General features: G+C 49.0%; 16 protein-coding genes. 3 read left to right on the top strand and 13 right to left on the bottom strand.

The window, feature by feature from the left end; genetic code table 11:
• Positions 1–581: 581 nt before the first annotated feature.
• The 7 genes from ACQSGY_RS17945 to ACQSGY_RS17915 form a co-directional block, all read right to left on the bottom strand.
• Positions 582–1,667, bottom strand: coding sequence for a pectinesterase family protein (locus tag ACQSGY_RS17945; protein ID WP_427179574.1), 1,086 nt, complete (start codon positions 1,665–1,667; stop codon positions 582–584).
• A complete protein-coding gene (locus ACQSGY_RS17940; protein ID WP_427179572.1) occupies positions 1,664–2,776 on the bottom strand; it encodes a glycoside hydrolase family 88/105 protein in 1,113 nt (370 codons plus the stop codon). The genes ACQSGY_RS17945 and ACQSGY_RS17940 overlap by 4 nt, the downstream gene beginning before the upstream one ends.
• A gap of 94 nt (positions 2,777–2,870) precedes the next feature.
• Positions 2,871–3,839, bottom strand: a complete 969-nt coding sequence (locus ACQSGY_RS17935) for a LacI family DNA-binding transcriptional regulator (RefSeq protein WP_427179570.1) — start codon at positions 3,837–3,839, stop codon at positions 2,871–2,873.
• Positions 3,840–3,877: 38 nt separating this feature from the next.
• Positions 3,878–5,473, bottom strand: coding sequence for an extracellular solute-binding protein (locus ACQSGY_RS17930; RefSeq protein WP_427179569.1), 1,596 nt, complete (start codon positions 5,471–5,473; stop codon positions 3,878–3,880).
• A gap of 131 nt (positions 5,474–5,604) precedes the next feature.
• On the bottom strand, positions 5,605–6,486 hold the full coding sequence (locus tag ACQSGY_RS17925; RefSeq protein WP_184180784.1) for a carbohydrate ABC transporter permease: 882 nt from the start codon (positions 6,484–6,486) through the stop codon (positions 5,605–5,607).
• Between the two features lie 28 nt (positions 6,487–6,514).
• The gene (locus tag ACQSGY_RS17920) at positions 6,515–7,432 is read right to left on the bottom strand and encodes an ABC transporter permease (protein ID WP_427179567.1); all 918 of its coding nucleotides are present in this window, start codon (positions 7,430–7,432) and stop codon (positions 6,515–6,517) included.
• Positions 7,433–8,033: 601 nt separating this feature from the next.
• Positions 8,034–8,918, bottom strand: coding sequence for an AraC family transcriptional regulator (locus tag ACQSGY_RS17915; RefSeq protein ID WP_427179565.1), 885 nt, complete (start codon positions 8,916–8,918; stop codon positions 8,034–8,036).
• A gap of 115 nt (positions 8,919–9,033) precedes the next feature.
• Here ACQSGY_RS17915 and ACQSGY_RS17910 point away from each other — a divergent pair, with 115 nt between their 5' ends.
• Together ACQSGY_RS17910 and ACQSGY_RS17905 are read left to right on the top strand one after the other, a co-directional pair.
• The gene (locus tag ACQSGY_RS17910; RefSeq protein ID WP_427179563.1) at positions 9,034–10,263 is read left to right on the top strand and encodes an MFS transporter; all 1,230 of its coding nucleotides are present in this window, start codon (positions 9,034–9,036) and stop codon (positions 10,261–10,263) included.
• A gap of 87 nt (positions 10,264–10,350) precedes the next feature.
• Positions 10,351–11,142, top strand: a complete 792-nt coding sequence (locus ACQSGY_RS17905; RefSeq protein ID WP_427179561.1) for an ABC transporter ATP-binding protein — start codon at positions 10,351–10,353, stop codon at positions 11,140–11,142.
• Positions 11,143–11,925: 783 nt separating this feature from the next.
• Here ACQSGY_RS17905 and ACQSGY_RS17900 read toward each other — a convergent pair.
• The 6 genes from ACQSGY_RS17900 to ACQSGY_RS17875 form a co-directional block, all read right to left on the bottom strand.
• Positions 11,926–12,660, bottom strand: a complete 735-nt coding sequence (locus tag ACQSGY_RS17900; RefSeq protein ID WP_427179559.1) for a class I SAM-dependent DNA methyltransferase — start codon at positions 12,658–12,660, stop codon at positions 11,926–11,928.
• A 248-nt stretch (positions 12,661–12,908) separates the two neighbouring features.
• The gene (locus tag ACQSGY_RS17895; protein ID WP_427179557.1) at positions 12,909–14,204 is read right to left on the bottom strand and encodes a glycosyltransferase family 2 protein; all 1,296 of its coding nucleotides are present in this window, start codon (positions 14,202–14,204) and stop codon (positions 12,909–12,911) included.
• Positions 14,197–14,340, bottom strand: coding sequence for a hypothetical protein (locus ACQSGY_RS17890; protein ID WP_216515260.1), 144 nt, complete (start codon positions 14,338–14,340; stop codon positions 14,197–14,199). The genes ACQSGY_RS17895 and ACQSGY_RS17890 overlap by 8 nt, the downstream gene beginning before the upstream one ends.
• 17 nt (positions 14,341–14,357) lie before the next feature.
• Complete coding sequence (locus ACQSGY_RS17885; protein WP_427179555.1) at positions 14,358–15,233, bottom strand: diguanylate cyclase domain-containing protein; 876 nt, start codon at positions 15,231–15,233, stop codon at positions 14,358–14,360.
• Between the two features lie 7 nt (positions 15,234–15,240).
• The gene (locus ACQSGY_RS17880; RefSeq protein WP_427179553.1) at positions 15,241–16,353 is read right to left on the bottom strand and encodes a glycosyl hydrolase; all 1,113 of its coding nucleotides are present in this window, start codon (positions 16,351–16,353) and stop codon (positions 15,241–15,243) included.
• Between the two features lie 82 nt (positions 16,354–16,435).
• A complete protein-coding gene (locus ACQSGY_RS17875) occupies positions 16,436–16,876 on the bottom strand; it encodes a MarR family winged helix-turn-helix transcriptional regulator (protein ID WP_145405212.1) in 441 nt (146 codons plus the stop codon).
• A gap of 182 nt (positions 16,877–17,058) precedes the next feature.
• On the opposite strand from ACQSGY_RS17875, the gene ACQSGY_RS17870 reads away from it, so the two are divergent.
• Complete coding sequence (locus ACQSGY_RS17870) at positions 17,059–17,499, top strand: GNAT family N-acetyltransferase (RefSeq protein WP_427179551.1); 441 nt, start codon at positions 17,059–17,061, stop codon at positions 17,497–17,499.
• The last annotated feature ends 80 nt before the right edge of the window (positions 17,500–17,579 follow it).

Genomic DNA, 17,579 nt, shown 5'->3' with positions numbered 1-17,579 from the left:
TGATATCGACTAAATAGCGTTTCTGGAGATCGTTAGAGTTTTGACCGCATCAGGAGGATAGAGCATTGGAGAAAAGAATGACTCAAAAGCTTCGACAGCAAGCACCAAAAGACTGTGTCTAAATCCGAATCAGAATTTAGGCACAGCCTCTGTTTCCTTTTCAAACAGCACCCAACGTAACAGATCATTACTTCAGCCGACGAGGGAAGCTATATAAGTTGAACTAAAGATTTTACACAATCCCACTCCGATGACCAAACAACCTTCCAATCACTGTTATCCCCAGATTTTTTCTGTCCTCTCCGTTCACGTGTAAATGAATAGATCAACTTATATAGATTGTCCTGCACCAACTCCAACTCCAGTTACAGCTACAGCTGAAATCCCAATTCCAGCTTCAAATTTGTCTCAAGTCTCATTTGTAGCTTCTTATTTTGAATCGAGTTCCATTGCCTGCTCCGTTTGCCATTCCACCTCCAGCTCTAGCTCCAGATTCGACTGTAGCTATTCTCCCCGGCTCCTACTCCTACTCTGTACCTTTTATGTCTGCTCCGCTACCTAGTTCAAGTTCCGGTGCCAGCTTACTCAAAGGGCATCCAGCCATCCGCCCCGGATAGAACAAGTGATAGCGCATACTCCGCAGCTTCTTCATCCGTCAGTATCTTTGACCATGGAGCACGCTGATCTGCACGTCCAGCGCCAGGACCAGCACTTTTGTATTCTGCATACTGAACCGTAGCTTCAGCATCTGCTTTATTCCAGTTATGCCAGCCCTCCTGCTTCACATGTGCGCCCATCCAGCAGTTCAGGAAACAGACTTTCGCATCATTCCGCCACGGCCTGCCCAGATACACCGATTGCGGAGGAGCATTGCTGGTCAGATCACAGTCCACGAACACATATCCGTAACTTACATCCGCTGGTGTGGATGCTGCTGTAATCCAGCCGTTCACCTGTCCTTCAGCAACCTCCGCTTCAGTCAGGCGGCTCTTCGTAAAAATCTCGCAGCCCTTGAACACCACCGTCGCCGAGCCAAAAATAAAATCGATATCCCCTTCGATATAACAATTCTCGAAGTACTGTCTTAATTTGCGCCGCTCCGCACCGTCACGCGGCCCGCCGAAATAACTGCGGTCCAAGGGCTGCTCCGGCAGCGGCCCGGTGAAGATTGTATCCTGATGGCCGATAAAATGGCAGCGGCGAAACACTGCACGATCTCCGTCCACGTACACTGCGAGTGCCTGACCGACATCTTTGCCCGGACCAGCCGAGTTTACAAATGACAAGCCCTCTGCCGTAAAATCATCCGCACCGATAAACGCTGTATAGGAATGAAATGTATGATACTGGGAGCCGTCCGGGAATCGCTTGAGCGCATGATCATCATATGTGATGATGGTATGCTCCGCTCCCTCACCGATAAGATGAATACCCGGTTTCTCCACATGCAGCTTCTCATAATAAACGCCTGCCTTCACTCGAATCAGTAGACGGCTGCCGCTGCCATCACTGCCATTAGCGCTGTTGTCCGGCAGCGCATCAATCGCAGCCTGAATGCTCGAATAATCCCCCGTTCCATCAGAAGCAACGGTGAGGCAAGAACCGGAGCCCGATGATCCCAATGCCCCCGCCGCCGCACCTTCTTCTGCCAAGCGCTGATCCGTCATGGCAACCGCTCCATCTCGATGGCAGCCAGCAGCAGCGGAGCCACACCCATAAAGGAATCGCTTACAACTGCCTCGCTCACATAGTAGCTATAGGAGCCATCCCGGTCCAGGCTCAGCCCTGCCCCATGGCATATGCCATTTAACCGTACACCATCAGCCGTTTCCTCCACCAATCTGGAAGTAAGACCCTGCCAGCCTTTCTCGGCTGCTGCCCTGAAATGGGGCTCCAGATAACGAAGACGTACACCTTTGGCAAGCGCATATACAAACATGCTTGAACCCGAAGCTTCGAGATAGTTCCCTTTGCGGAAGCCCTGATCCAGCACCTGGAACCATAATCCGCTGTCCGGCTCCTGCACCCGAACCAACGCATTACACATGCGCTCGAAGATGCCAATGATTGTGCCCCGCTTCGGATGGTTCAGAGGGAAATGCTCCACACTGTCCACAATAGCCATGGCATACCAGCCCATCGCCCTGCTCCAGAAGTGCGGCGAACAGCCGGTCACCGAATCGGCCCAGACCTGCTCCTTCGATTCATCCCAGCCATGATACAGCAGCCCGGTACGCGGATCACGTGTCTTTTGTTCAATCAGCAATATTTGATGCGCTACCTCATCCCATAACTCTGGACGCTGGAATGTCTTTGCATATTGGGAGAGAAAAGGAGAAGACATGTATAGTCCATCCAGCCACATCTGAAACGGATAGATTTTTTTATGCCAGAATCCACCTTCTGACGTTCGAGGCTGACCTGCGAGCTGCGCGGCAAGCAGATGTGCTGCTTCGGCATAACGATCATCCACTGCACCGTCCAGTAACGCAAACAGGTTCTTGCCCTGATTAATCTGATCCAGATTATATTCTTCTAGAGAGTACGTACCAACGGAACCGTCCGGCTGCACGTACAAGTCCATATGTCTTTTCATAAAATCAATATACTCGGGCTTGTTATATAATTCTCCCGTGCGCGCTATCGCCATCAACGTCATGCCTTCCACATACGCCCACCGTCCCGAAGGGAACGCATGGAAGCCTTCATCGTTACACTGCTGCATGATCGTAGCTGCAATTCGCTCTGACCAGGATAACTGCGTCTGTACCTGCATTGTGGTACCTCCTAGTAGTTTGTATTGGTTCGAATGCTTCCTGAACTATCTTTCTGACCATCATTCTATAACAAGCTTTCTATGAAAGCCGGCACTACGGCCGGCACACTGCCGTTGAATTGCGCAGGTTAAGCCTCGGTTGAATGACAACCGGAACCTCAACCTGCTCGTCACGGATCAGAGATACGATCAGCTCTGCGGCCTGAACAGCCAGTTCATCCAGCGGCGGACCGATCGTGGTCAGAGCAACCTCTGCATATTGCATATCGGGCAGATCGTCGTAACCGATAATGGATATATCTCGCGGCACACTATAGCCTGCCTCAAGCAATGCCCGGAGCGCCCCTCGCGTCACAAGATTGTTCAGGCCAATAAACGCGGTAGGAGAATCCGGGCCAAATGTATAATTTCGGATGGCAAAATATCCATCCTCCCAGGAGGAATGCGCTGGCAGCACATGACTCTCGTTAAAAGCAAGACCTGTGCGCTGCAAGGCTTCCCTGTATCCTTCCAGCTTCACATGCTGCGAGTTGCCGATGAATCCAATCCGGCTGTGCCCGAGGGATATCAGATGCTCCACCGCTTTGAAGAGTCCCTCCTTACGATCGATCTTGATGTAAGGAGAGTTCGGTGCTTCATCTGTACCAAGGACAAAACAGGGCATGTTCAGGGTCGCAAACTTTTTCCAAAATACGTCCCGATTGTCAAGCGCATAATCCCACAGAATACAACCATCCACACGCAGCTGGCTGAATACATCCACCCCGTCATCAGCCACAACCAGAATCATCTGATACCCCCGCTTCTTCAGCTCGGTATGCAGACTGCCCGATATGTTGGAGAAGAGCGGATTGCTGAGCTCATCGAGCACAAACCCGATGATGTTGCTTCTGCCGGTGGAGAGCTGCCGGGCCAGCATGTTTTTCCGGTATTGATGTTTCTCCGCTACCGCAAGCACCTTCTGCTTGGTCGCCGGTTTGATCCGGGGATCATCATTCAGTGCCTTCGATACCGTGCTATAGCTCACTCCTGCCAGTTTGGCTATATCTTTAATGGTAATCAAATTGAATCATCACCTCTCATATGCCTGAAACCTGTATCCTATTTCTGTGCAGCTTTATAGCGATCATATTGTGCCTGTCTACCTGCGATCACCTGTTCAACATTCATACTTTTCAGTGTTTCGATATAACTGTCAAACTGATCCAGGCTTGCGTCACCGCTAATAAATTTGAAGTTCATCTCTTCTACATACGTGGTGATGTCAGGCATCGACATGCTCTCTACGCTTGCCTCATCCGGCAGAGCATACACAAACGGGAACGGCTCACGAACATATTTCTCTAATTCTTTATCCAGCTTCGCATGCCAAGGAGCTACGATGGAATCCGCAGAATCGGTGGATTGAATGTTTGGCAGATTGACCGGACCGATCCCGAGCTTCTGGATATATTCATTGTCTTTACCTTTATCCGTAAACTTCTTCACGCCATTCTCTTCTGTATAGGTGTCTTCCTTGATGCCCCAAGTGTAATAGGTCTGTGCTTCTTCACTGACCGCATAATCCAGGAAGCGGAATGCCAGCTCCGGATTTTTGCTATCCTTACTAATTCCGAAGATGCCGCTGACTGGCGTACGCCCGATGTAGAACTGGTCTCCGTGCGGCCCTTTTAATGGCAGAATGCCTTTGATAATTGGCTCTTCCGGCTTGTAATCCTTGAAGAGCGGGCTGTAAACCATCGACATATACCAGCTAAAATTAAACGTTGCCCCGGTTACATCCTGCGAGATCCGTGAAGTAACCTGGTCGCTTGTGGTGCTCGCATAGTCAACCCCAAGCAAACCTTCTTTATACAGACCGTTCAAATACGTCAGGTATTCCTTGTAGGCTGGCTCATAATAGCTGAAATGTACTTTGCCTTGATCATCTGCATAGAAATTGTTCGATAGATCAAGCCCAAAGGCCGGACCGAAGGCCATTGGCACAAACTTCGATTCCATGGACAGTGGAATTTCATCCGCTTTGCCGTTGCCGTTCGGGTCTTCCGTTTTAAATTTGCGCAGCATCGCTGTAAATTCGTCGAGTGTAGTCGGCTCATTCAAGCCCAGCTTTTTCAACCAGCGCTCATTGACCATGAACACAGGCATGTAGTTACGCGTCAGCGTCTGCTGTGGAACATAATACATTTTACCATCTGGCGTTGTTAAACTGGCTTTAACCGATGGCGACTTTTCATATATTTTTTTGAGATTGACGCCGTACTTTTCCACCAGATCATTAATTGGAATAAACAGACCGCTGTTAATGTACTTCATCAATTGATCCTGATCCGGCAGGTACACGATATCCGGGAGTCCTGTACCCGCAGCCAGTCTTGGATTCACCGCATCCGCATAATTTTGAGGAGGGATCAGATCCCAATCCACTTTCACACCCGCATTGCTCTCGATTTTCTTAACGATGGCTGCGGTGGACAAATCCACATTGGTTGTCCATGCATTGGTTGCCAAGATGGACAGCTTCGCATCCGGTTGATCTGTTACAGGTCCTGCACCTGTATAATTGAACGCTGGCTCCGAGCTGGCAGGTGTATTCCCCGCATCCGTTCCTGCGCCTGTCCCCCCGCTGCAACCCGCCAAACTGATCGCGAGTATTGCTGCAATTACACTTTTTCTTCCTGCCCCTTTGACTTTCATCCATCATTCCTCCTTGGTATGGAACCATTTTGAACTCCCTCGAAACCCTTGAATCCTCTGCATCAACCTCGAACTCCCTGAAAAAAAACGTACTCCCTTTCTTTCTGACTATGCTGCTCCGGTAATAAAATCTATCCTTTCACGGCTCCGAGGGTGATGCCCTTAACGAAGTACCGTTGGATAAACGGGTAGATCATCACGATCGGCAGAATGCTGACCACGATGGATACATAACGAACTTGCAGCGTTGAAACCGCCAGTGCACCGGATGTCATCGTACCGCCCATCTTCTGCATAACCTCTGGCGAAGCCATAATCAGCACCCTTCGCAGGAACATCTGGAGGGGCTGCATATCCTGTTTGCCCAGATACAGCAGGGCCGAGAAAAAGTTGTTCCAGTGGAATACTGCATAATACAGCGTCAGTACAGCCAGCGTAGGTTTGATGATCGGAACAGCGAGACGATACAGCATCGTTAACTCATTCGCACCGTCAATGCTGGCGCTTTCAAATATCTCATTCGGAATGCCTTCAAAGGCAGAGCGGCAGATCATGACGTTAAATGTAATCACCAGCACTGGTAGCACCATTACCCAGCGGGTATTGTATAGTCCGAGTGACGTAATCATCATATAGACCGGGATAAGTCCGCCGGAGAAATACATCGTAAAGGCGATGAAAAAGTTCAGCTTGCGCCGCAGGAAAAACTGCTGCCTCGACAATGGAAATGCTGCCAGGCAGGTTGCCACAATATTCAGCAGCGTGCCTACAACGGTATACCAGACAGTGTTGTAAAACGATACCCAGAGCTCCTTGTATTGCAGCACCATCTGGTAGCCTGAAAGTGTGAAACCGACAGGCCAGAGCACCACTTTTTGCTTGTCGATAGCGTCCACTGAGCTGAAGGAAATGCTGACCACATACAGGAACGGATACAGGGTGACAACAACGGCCAGGATGGTCAGCAGGTAGACAAAGACATAGAACAATCGGTCACTTCTCGATTTTTGCATACAGGCTCTCCTTTAATTCAGTGTGGTTTTACCAGAGTGACATTTTGGTCAAGCGGCGAGTCATGGCATTGGCTGCAAAAACAAGCACAAACGTGATGATGGAATTGAACAGGCCGACCGCTGTTGCGAAGCCATAGTTCTGGCCCTCGATCCCCATCCGGTATACGTAGGTGGACAGCACGTCCGCCGTTTCATACGTGGCCCCGTTATAGAGCAGATAGACTTTCTCGAAGCCTACACTCATAATGCCGCCGAGCGACAGAAGCAGCAGAATGACAATCGTTGGTTTAATACTAGGAAGTGTCAGATGCCACAGCTCTTGAAATTTGTTCACGCCGTCAATTTTGCCGGAGTCGTACATTTCCGGATCAATGCCCATGATGGCTGCGATGTAGATAATGGAGCTGAAGCCAAAGCTCTGCCAGATGTCGGAACTGGTGAAGATGGTGCGGAACCAGCCGGCGTCCATCATGAAATTTATTTTTTCTATGCCGAGACTTGCGATGAGGGTGTTCACAATACCGTCTGTAGGTGACAAAAAGTTGATAATCATACCGGCCACCACGACGGTGGAGATAAAGTGAGGAAGATAGGTTACGGTTTGCGCGAAGCGTTTAAAGGTGCGGTTCTTAATTTCTACGATGCAGACTGCAAATAGAATGGGGATGGAGAAACCGAACAGCAGCGGCAGAAAAGCCAGCAAAAAGGTGTTGCGAAGCAGCCGCCAGAAGTAAATCGAGTTCACAAACTGCTCGAACCAGCGCAGGCCCACCCACTCTCCGCTAAACATGCCCTGCCCGGGCATAAAATTACGAAATGCCAACAGCACACCAGGCATCGGCAGATACATAAAAATGACGTAATACAGAAAAATGGGTGAAAACATCAGCAGCAAATACTTATCCCGCCGAATCAGGCTGAACAGCGTGGAAATGCGTTTTTTCAACGTAAACACTCCCCTTCATCTCATAATTACAACGTTTGAATTTTGGTATAAAAATAAAATCCTATCTCTTTTCTCAACGTACACTCACATCTGAGATAGAACTAAAAATCAAGTAATTACTTTGATAAACAAGCATATAATATGCAGTTCAATTTAAAGAATCGACGTTTCAATTAAAATTACAACGTTGTAATTTAACTCTAAATGTATACGCTTACATAAACTTTCCCCCATCTTAGCAGAGTCCTCATCGTTTAGCAACAACAAAATTAGGGCGTGTCTGAAAACTCTGAAGGAAGCAGATTTTGCTGAATTTTCGTTCCAAACCAGGAAGTTTTCCGCAGGCGTGCCGGGGCACGTCAAGGAAAAGTGACGCAGTAGGGGGCGAAAAGGCGGTAAAAGATGCACTTCAGTAGGTTTCAAGACACGCCCTAGTGATGGCATACTTTTTTGGATTGCTTAGACTCTGGTCAACCCTTGATCGCAAAATTCGTACACTGGCAGACGCCATAAAAAAAGGCAAGAATAGGATAGCTATTCTGCCTCTGCATTATGATTTATCATATATTACCGCGGCCTCACATCAGCATTGTCATATATATTACAACTGATTGCGAAACTGCATTGGCGTAACACCTTTGAGTCGCTGGAATGCCCTGTAGAACTGACTGACATGTGAGAATCCCAATGCAAAGCTAATTGCCGTCACCGATTCGGTTGTATAACGCAGACGACGGGCGGCTTCCTCCACACGTAAATTCAGTAGATACTGGTATGGCGTTGAGCCTGTCAGTATTTTGAACGAGCGCATAAAATGATACCTGCTCTGGTGCGCTACCGCTGCCATAGAGTCAATGTCCATCGCGTTGGTGAAGTCACTGTGAATGTACTCCAATACACGCTGCATATGAGGATCTATTCCTGCAGTACTTCCGGTAATGCCAAGTAAATAAGGACGATTATGGCTTGATAGCAACAGGCCCTTGGTGTTCTTTGCCAGTGTGGAACCATCTTCTCTTACCGATCCGAGCGAATGCTCGGGTACAGACAATATGCGTTCAAGATACTGCTCTACAGCCAGCTCGGTTTCCTGAATAAGCAGCGGGTCCGGTTCATCCTCCAGCCCGGTCACATGCCATCCCCGGAACAGCCTGCTGATCTCTGCGGGATCAAAAGCCTGGGTAATCTCTAATTCTGAAGGAGCTGCTGTTGAACTGCGGTCCGCCAACCCTCCCGGCAGATTACGAAACTTGATGACAATGACGGCTGCATCTGAACCGATCTCGAAAAAGTGCTCCGTTCGGGGCTGCGCAACGACGCCGACTCCAGCCTGTAATGAATAGGTCTGCTGTTCCTGCACCAGCAAGCATTGACCTTTAATCGGCAGGGTTATCTGATACCAGTCATCATGTACATGGGGTTCATTCGCGAACCCGCCAGAAGCTTTCCATAACTCCAAACCATTTAAGGTCATGTTTAATTCCATCGTTTCTCACCTGCTGACATTATAGCAAATCGTGCTTATTTTCCAAGCACTTTTCACAAAGACAAGGTCTGCCGCTATCTTTTATTATGGATAAAAATATCCGAGGTGATCTAAGATGGCACAAGCTGCCTTAAACAAAATTCAACTTAACCACTCAGCGAACTGGGCGCTCGCAGGAGTTAGCTTCGCCCATCTGCTGAACGATGCCATGCAAACGGTTGTTACATCTGCCTTTCCGTTGTTTCAGCAGGCCATGCAGCTCAGTTTTGCGCAGATGGGCTGGATCGCTTTCGCGTTAAATATTACCGCTTCGGTGCTGCAGCCGCTGGTCGGTTATATTTCTGATCGCAAACCGATGCCTTTTCTGCTGCCAGGCGGCATGTTATTTTCCTTATTCGGCATTCTCGGATTTGCCTTCTCTTCATCGTTATGGATGCTGCTCGTATCCGCATCACTGATTGGTATCGGCTCATCCATTCTCCACCCTGAATCCTCGCGTGTTGCTCATCTGGCGGCTGGACGAGGTCGCGGCATGGCACAGTCCATCTTTCAGGTTGGCGGGAATACCGGGCAGGCTCTTGCTCCCCTGCTGGTAGCGTTTGTACTGCTTCCGCATGGTCAGTTGCAATTTCTGTGGCTGATGGTCTTTGCGCTTATCGGTATTGTTATCCAAGCCTCGGTCAGTCGTTGGTACAAGAACAAGCTGAACGCCGAACGCATCCATCGGGCACAGTCCGTACAGCATGCGCCGCATGAATCTGAAGCACCGCTTCAGCCCGTGAGTCGAAGACGAATCGTGATATCCATGAGCGTTCTCATCCTGCTGTTATTCTCCAAGTTTGTTTATATTGCGGCTATGACAGGATACTACGCCTTTTATTATACGGATGTGCATCATCTTCCACTCTCGAAGGCACAGCTCTGCTTGTTTATCCTTCAATTCGCAGGCATGCTCGGAACACTGCTCGGCGGACCACTCGCAGACCGTTTCGGGCGTAAACCGATGATCTGGTTCTCCATTGCGGGTACTGCTCCGTTCTCGCTACTGCTCCCTTATGCAGGCCCCGTCTTGTCAATGGTGCTGTGTGGCATCATCGGATTAATCCTGATGTCCGGCTTCAGTGTTATTATTGTCTACGCTCAGGAATTACTGCCGCGTCACATTGGTACAGTATCGGGTTTGTTCTTCGGCCTGTCATTTGGCATGGCTGGGCTTGGCTCGGTGGTCATCGGTTCTCTGATCGATATGACCAGCCTTTCATTCGTCATCCGACTGTGTTCCTTTTTGCCCCTGATTGGCGTATGTGCTGTATTCTTGCGTCGTGATCAACCCGCTAAAGTCTAACAAGCTATTGAAACTTCAACAGCAGGTTCAATACAATAAGATGAGGATCAGGACGAGCGATATTTAACAGAGAGAAGGAATAGTCAAATGATGATTGATGTACAGCATGTCACTTGGAAAAGAGGGCCGCTCACGCTGTTGCACGATGTCAGCTGGCGTGTAAACAAGGGCGAACACTGGGCGCTGCTTGGCCTGAACGGCTCTGGCAAAACAACGCTTCTCAACATGATCACCGGCTACCTGTGGCCCACGGAAGGCAGCATTTCGGTGCTCGGCCATGAATATGGCAGTGTGGACCTGAGAGAATTGCGGAAGTCCATCGGCTGGGTCAGCTCTTCCCTGCAAGAGAAGCTGTATGCGACGGACCGCACACAATATGTGGTCATCAGCGGCAAACACGCCACAATTGGTCTGTATGACAAGCTCGAAGACGAGGATCTGGAACAGGCCAGGCACTGGATGCAGACACTCGGCTGTGAGCATCTGTGGGACCGCGAATACCGTACCTGCTCTCAAGGGGAGAAGCAGAAGCTGCTTATTGCCCGCGCTCTGATGGCGAACCCGCAGCTGCTTATTCTGGACGAGCCCTGCAATGGACTCGATCTATTCTCCCGTGAGCATCTGCTGCACAGCATCCAGGAGTTGACTGAACGCCCGGATACTCCTTCGCTGATCTATGTAACGCACCATACGGAGGAGATACTGCCTGTTTTCAGACATAGTCTTCTGCTCCGGCGGGGAGAGGTCTTCGGGAACGGGCTCACGGAGGAGCTGATGACTCAGAATGTGTTAAGTGATTTCTTCGAAGCACCGGTAGAGGTGGATCGGCATGGTGAGCGGGTCTATGTCCGGGCGGCCGCGTCCCAAGACCAGAAATAGCAAGCTATATATAGCTATACAAATTTTAGCTAAGCAAATTGAATTAAAGAATCGATGGCTTTAGAACCTGACACAAAGCTGGTCCATGATTGTCAAAAAGGGCTGTAATGGGGCAAGAATACCAGCATAGCAGGCTGCTCAATCAGGGCGTGTCTGAAAACTCTGAAGAAAGCCAATTTTGCCGAATTTTCGTTCCAAGCAAGGAAGTTTTCCGCAGGCGTGCCGGGGCACGTCAAGGGGAAGTGACGTAGCAGGGGGCGGAAAAAGGGTGAAAGATGCACTTTCAGCAGGTTTCAAGACACGCCCTAGGAGCTGGATTCCTAACGATCTCCAGAAAGCTTATTTGCCCTGAATCGGGGACATCAGAATTCTAACGATCTCCAGGAAGCTTATTTCATTCGGAATACCGAATAATGCCCATAATCAGGTTGATCTCAGCTGAATAGCGTCTCTGTGAATCGTTAGAATTTCCAAAAGCCAAATAGGCCGAAATAAGGCTTCTCCTGATCGTTAGCGCTCGTAGTGGCAGACTTGCCATCGGGGATAAGCGAAATTTTGCCAATGCGTCTGGATAGATGAGGACATAAAAAAACCTGAAAAGCGGACTATGGGGATAAAAAAATAAACAAAGCCCAAAATCTTATCCACATGTGGATAGTTTTTGGGCTTTTCACTCCTATATGTTGTGTTATCCACGGTTTTCTGTGCAGAACTTTGGCTTAACTGAGTATAACTTAACTTTTGCGATCCACGCATCCAGCCTTCCCGGCTTCTGGTTGTAGTTCAATCCGGTTTACGGGCTGCCAGGAACAGGAATAGCGGGATGCGTTTTCTTCGCTCGTAGGTCTCTTCATCCGTGAAGTAGGCACGCTGCGGTGCAGATTCACGCAGCTGCTCCACACGGAATCCGGCCTGCTGCAGCGCAGTATAATAGGATTCTACAGAACGGTGCATTTTCTTCACAGAACCCCCGAGCCACTGCTGCTCCCGATATCCCTCAACGAAATATTGATCCACAACCCAGTTCGTACGCATGCCTGAAGGCTGAAGCGTTGAAGTAATGACTGGATGCTCCACCGAGAAGACAAACAGCCCCTGCTTACGCAGCGTAGCATATACTCTCCGGAACAGGCTGTTCACATCCTCAATATAGTGAATAGCCAATCTTGATATCGCAAGGTCATATGTATCGGCTGGATACGTCCATTCCTCCAGATAAGAGTGCTCGATTCGGGCATTTAACCCCTTAACCGAGTCGCGGGCTGCTGTGACCATATTGATTGAGCCCTCAACGCCTGTATAGGCCGAGCCCTTGTGCCTTTCTCCCAGCAGCTCTGCGGCAAATCTCGCATCCCCGCAGCCGAGATCCAGAATGTTCTTGCCTGAGGCATCCCCGATCAGCTCCAGCATAACCGGCTTCTCCAGTGTATCATTGGCATTGTCCCGTCCTTGGCGGTGTTCCATATACGTCTGAAATACAGCATCATTATCATAAAAATCCGAGCCCTTTTCACTCATCCTTTACTAACCTCCATTCCGTTCATTCATGTGACGCTCATTAACACATTCTTTTGCAACCTATTATCTGTAAAAGTATACCAAATATAACAAGCTCCCGCCATGACAAAAAGACCGCTTACGGATTAATTATCCGTAAACAGCCTTAACACTGAAGAGGACAGAAAAAAACTGAAAAAGCGAAGCGTTTGCCTGAAAGTTTTCTACAAGAAAGCTGCATCGGAAGCAGGCCTCGCCTTTATCACTGTCTATCCAAAACGTTCCGTTTTGTACCATTTGCTCTCGCGTTTGCGTATTTTGTCCAGCAGCAAATTGTAGAATGCGCGAATCGAGATCAGAATGAACAGCTGCGCATAGGTAAAATACGATACACACGCATAGATAAAATTGCGGGTGTTGCTCTGCCCGATATCCGCTGCCAGTGCCAGATTGATTTGCAGCACATAGATAAAGTACATCAAGGCCCAGCCAATAACCAGATACACATAGGCATCGCCGGCAAACTGGAATGGCGAACGAACCTCCGGTTTGAAGATGGCAATGACCTGGTACACGAGGTTCACCACAAAGATGATGTCCGACACGATAATCGCCAGCATAAACCAGAAATAACTGACCGCATAGTACAGCACCAGCAATTTGTTGCGCCAGCTTGAACGATTAAACAGGTTATGAATGTTATCCAGTACAACCTGATAGTTGCCCTTCGCCCAGCGCTCACGCTGCTTCATGTATACACGCAGCTGCTCCGGCTCCTGCTGATACGCCTCCGCTTGCGGTGCAAGCGCGACCAGCTGGCCGCGGTTCATAATCTCGAACGACAGAGCCGTATCCTCGGTAATGGCGGTCACATCCCAGCCGCCGATTTCGCGGATGAGCTTGCTTTTGATAATGTAATTCGTACCCGGAATGGTTCCAAGTTCGAACAGCTCCCACAGTCCTGTGTGGTACACACGCTGGGAAGTTATAATCTCCAGATTGATACAGTTGGAGAGGAAATTTTGCCCCCGGTTGCGTGCCTTGTTCCGGCCAAATACGACACCATAGCGTTCAGGATCTTCCAGTGATTTTTGCGCCAGAAACATCAGTGAATTACGCTCGGGTGCGGCGTCTGCATCAAATATGCAGATCCATTCTCCCGTCGCCAGCCCCAGCCCGTCGTTCAGCGCGCCGGACTTGCCCCCGGTACCTTTACGCTCGAGAACGGTAACATTGCGATGCACATAACTCGTTTGACTCAGAAAGCTGTGCAGCCGCTCTGCCGTATCATCCGTGCAATTATCCGCAATGACGATGAGCTGTATTTTGTCTTCAGGATAATTCAGACGCAAAATGTGCTCCACGGTTGCCACAATGACGAGCCCTTCGTTATGAGCGGGTACCATCACCGTGACAGTCGGATAATGATCCATATTTTCCGGAATCTGAATACCTCTCTTCTCCTGCTTGTGAATAAAACGAATTGCACCTGCCATAATAACAATCGATTCAAATACGGCAATCCAGATACTGAATATCGACAAGATCAGAATGATATCAGCCACCCGTTTTCCTCCGATCATACCTGCGGATCACCCTGGAGCGAAAACGAAGCGTCGCGATGGTTAACAGGATCGTAAATACCGTAAAGATACAGCTGACAGCAATGCAGATCGGGATAAACCACGTCATATAATCCATTCGCCCGCCCCTTCCCGTTAGATGTATTCTCCAATCAGATCCGTCTCCGTATTTCGTTCCAGTGCAGCAAGCACAGTGTCGATATTGTCATACTTGCTGAACTGCTCCTTCTGGAACACGAGTGCACCGGATTTAATTACCGTCTGCAGTTCGTTTCCACGCTTGTCGAGCACCTCCAGATCCATCACATTTTTTTTGATCCGGCGTGTCAGCATCGGTAAATAATCTGTATTCACCATCGGACACAGGATGACAAACCGGCCGCGGTCTACAAAAAATTTGTAATCCTCATAGCGAATCTGCTTCTGGATCGTCTGAGAAATCTCTAGCAAGAACTGCGCATATCGCACGGAACCAAGCGACTCCATTACAAGCGGCAGAAATTCAATCTTGAACATGGCAATACAGAATCCATAACAATCTGAATAACGGCGGGCAAGGTTGCTCTGCTTGATTAATGTATCTCCCAGCGCCTGCTTGTTGCCTAGTGTCGTGTCCAGATCAATCTCGGGATTGTGGTCCTTCATCTGCTCCAGACGTTCAATAATGCGTGCGCTCCGCACCAGCCTTCTCTTGATAACCGCCGAGATCGCCAAGTTCGCCGGGATAAGCAGCCACCACGAAAACACCAGTATATTGGAATCTGCAAATGTCACCAACCACACAAAATAAATGACCAGATATACAAAACCAAGGACAACCGATACGCCAACAGGTAGTAAAAGTCCTAAAGCGAGCGCCGCAAGTGATGCGGTGCTTAAAACGATATGAAGCAGGGTATAGCTCTGATTCATGTACAGTTGCAGATACACCAGAAGCTGCTGCAAGATGGCAAGGCCGATTAAAATGGCATATCCCCAGGCAAGACGATGGGTAATCGCGTTATTTTTCATAGGTCTCCTACTTTTTCAGCAAATTATACAAAGCCGTTTCCCCGAGAAGCGGAAACAGATTATCGAACAGATGTGTGTTTCCGTCAAACACATAACCACCCGGATAACGGGAATCCTGACCCCGCAAGGTGATCATATGCTTGTACAGCTGCTTGGCCCAGGCTTCATCACCTGAACGAACAGCAAGCAGCATCGTGAGGCCGTACACCGAAGCTGATTCGTAATTCACAGCCGGTGTGCGAGTTGTGCGTTCATACTGGCCGGGAAGCTTGCCCCGAGTCTCGAACTCTTTTTTCAGAAAAACAATAAGCTTGTCAGGTCTGCTTCCTGACTCCATCACATGATTCGCCACGATGAGCTGATCAATCAGATTCACCTTGGTATCGTAGGTATACATCTCGTTTATAACATCAAAGCTCTTCGGATAGAATAGGCCATCATCAGGCATTTTATGCAGTACACTGACGTAGCGCTCATAAGCATTCGGTTCAAGCATCTGATGATCTCTCATCGCTTTCAGTGCGAGCAAATCGATATAGACAAGACTTAACGTATTGGTGGAATGTCTGCCTTCAAAATCATAAAAATCAACCATGTAACCCCGCTGCTCGGTTCGCTGCGTCAAGGTTCTTGCCAGAGCCGATGCCGTGGCCAGCTTTTCTGCTCTGCCTTGCTCCCAGCGGTCAGCCGCTTGCAGCAGCGCTCCCATAATTCGCAGATCATCACCCAGTGCATTGGTCGCTACATGAGCCTTGCCCTGCGTATCCAGCTTCCAGGCGATATAGAGATCAGGGCGGATCACATAATACGTCTGTAGCTGTGAATAAGCCTTCTGGAACATAGGTTCATCATTCATTGCCAAAGCATACTGCATCCACAACCCCAGCGATTCTGACAATGCCTCTCTCCCGGCTACGATATCCGCTCTCTCAGACACCGCATCCTTCAGATAGGTTGCCAGTGTACCATTGGGATTTGTCATATGCTCTTCAATAAAGACAGCTGTAGGCGAAACCTTTTCCATCACAAACCGCTCCCTCCAAAGCAGTAAAATCGCCACAGACAAGGCGACAAGCAGCAGTATGTACCATGAGCGTTTATTGCGAAAAATAAATTTCACACCATTCCTCCTGACAGGGATATAAGACAGAGCAGCAGAACCTCTTCTGACAAGAGAAGCAGGTCTTATCCAAAGTGTGCGCTTATTCATGGTGATCCATGTATGAGCGGCGGCCGCCCTTTTTAACAAATTTCCAGTCGACCTCGATGTTATGCCTCATTCTGCGCAAAAGCTGTATCGCTGTCTGAATCTCTTCCTCTGTCAATCCATTCAGTGTCACCTGGTCCGAGTGGACGCCTTCTCTGCGAATAAACTCCCATGCTTCCAGCCCTGCCGCTGTTGGATACAGCACCTTATTCTTCTTATTACCCAATGCAGGCTGTTTGACTATGAAACCATCCGATTCGAGCTTGCTGATGGCCCGGGCTGCAGTTGTTCGATCCACTTTGATCAGTTCAGCCAGCTGGTTCGGAATAATGCCCGGATTCTCGCAGATGCGGTACAAATACAAATATTGCCCCCGGGACAGATTCAGATGCTGGAATTCAACGTTGCTGATGGAGTCCAGGCAGCGGGCAATCATGCCAATCTCACGCAGCACCTCTCTGGGCTCATCAAGTGCAAGTGATTCATTAGGTTCATTCACAGCGCTCACACTCCTATATAAAATTGTTGCATTCGCAACATAATTGATGGTATAACTACACTAGTTTATCACGTTCGCATTCATTGCGATATTATGATCTTGCGAAGGAGAATAGATTAATGAATATAACAATTGTCGATGCAGACAGCCAAGCCCTGCTTGATGCTTGTTTTGCCATTCGGACTGCGATCTTTGTAGAAGAACAGGGTGTGTCTGCGGCGGAGGAATTTGATGAATATGATGCATTAGGCACGGAAGCACGCCATATCCTGCTTTATGTGGACGGAGTGCCTGCTGCCTCCTCCAGACTGCGCATCGTCGAGCACGTCGCAAAGCTGGAGCGCATCTGTGTCATGCTGGATTACCGCAAGCATGGTCTGGGCCGTGTGTTGATCAACAAGCTGGAAGAAATGGCACTCACCGATGGACTGAAAAAGGCCAAGCTGCACGCACAAGTACAGGCTTCCGGCTTCTATGAACGTCTGGGCTACGCTCCCGCTTCCGAGGTGTTTATGGAGGATGGCATTCCCCATCTGTTGATGACCAAACAGCTGAAATAACGCGTAACCAAAAAACGCCTCTACCCTCCACTTCATTCAGTGGTAACGGATAGAGGCGTTTGACTATTCATATTGATTAT

This window comes from Paenibacillus sp. TC-CSREp1 (assembly GCF_050171015.1).
GTDB lineage: Bacteria > Bacillota > Bacilli > Paenibacillales > Paenibacillaceae > Paenibacillus > Paenibacillus silvae.
Note: the sequence above shows the minus strand (reverse complement) of the source record. Positions and strands in the feature narration are given on the sequence as shown.

Coding starts and splice junctions, on each gene's coding strand:
- ACQSGY_RS17915 (WP_427179565.1), bottom strand. CDS start 8,918: ATGGAATTAAACATGACCTTAAATGGTTTGGAGTTATGGAAAGCTTCT.
- ACQSGY_RS17875 (WP_145405212.1), bottom strand. CDS start 16,876: ATGATTGCCCGCTGCCTGGACTCCATCAGCAACGTTGAATTCCAGCAT.
- ACQSGY_RS17890 (WP_216515260.1), bottom strand. CDS start 14,340: ATGGATTATATGACGTGGTTTATCCCGATCTGCATTGCTGTCAGCTGT.
- ACQSGY_RS17945 (WP_427179574.1), bottom strand. CDS start 1,667: ATGACGGATCAGCGCTTGGCAGAAGAAGGTGCGGCGGCGGGGGCATTG.
- ACQSGY_RS17900 (WP_427179559.1), bottom strand. CDS start 12,660: ATGAGTGAAAAGGGCTCGGATTTTTATGATAATGATGCTGTATTTCAG.
- ACQSGY_RS17885 (WP_427179555.1), bottom strand. CDS start 15,233: ATGAAAAATAACGCGATTACCCATCGTCTTGCCTGGGGATATGCCATT.
- ACQSGY_RS17870 (WP_427179551.1), top strand. CDS start 17,059: ATGAATATAACAATTGTCGATGCAGACAGCCAAGCCCTGCTTGATGCT.
- ACQSGY_RS17910 (WP_427179563.1), top strand. CDS start 9,034: ATGGCACAAGCTGCCTTAAACAAAATTCAACTTAACCACTCAGCGAAC.
- ACQSGY_RS17905 (WP_427179561.1), top strand. CDS start 10,351: ATGATGATTGATGTACAGCATGTCACTTGGAAAAGAGGGCCGCTCACG.
- ACQSGY_RS17925 (WP_184180784.1), bottom strand. CDS start 6,486: ATGCAAAAATCGAGAAGTGACCGATTGTTCTATGTCTTTGTCTACCTG.
- ACQSGY_RS17940 (WP_427179572.1), bottom strand. CDS start 2,776: ATGCAGGTACAGACGCAGTTATCCTGGTCAGAGCGAATTGCAGCTACG.
- ACQSGY_RS17930 (WP_427179569.1), bottom strand. CDS start 5,473: ATGAAAGTCAAAGGGGCAGGAAGAAAAAGTGTAATTGCAGCAATACTC.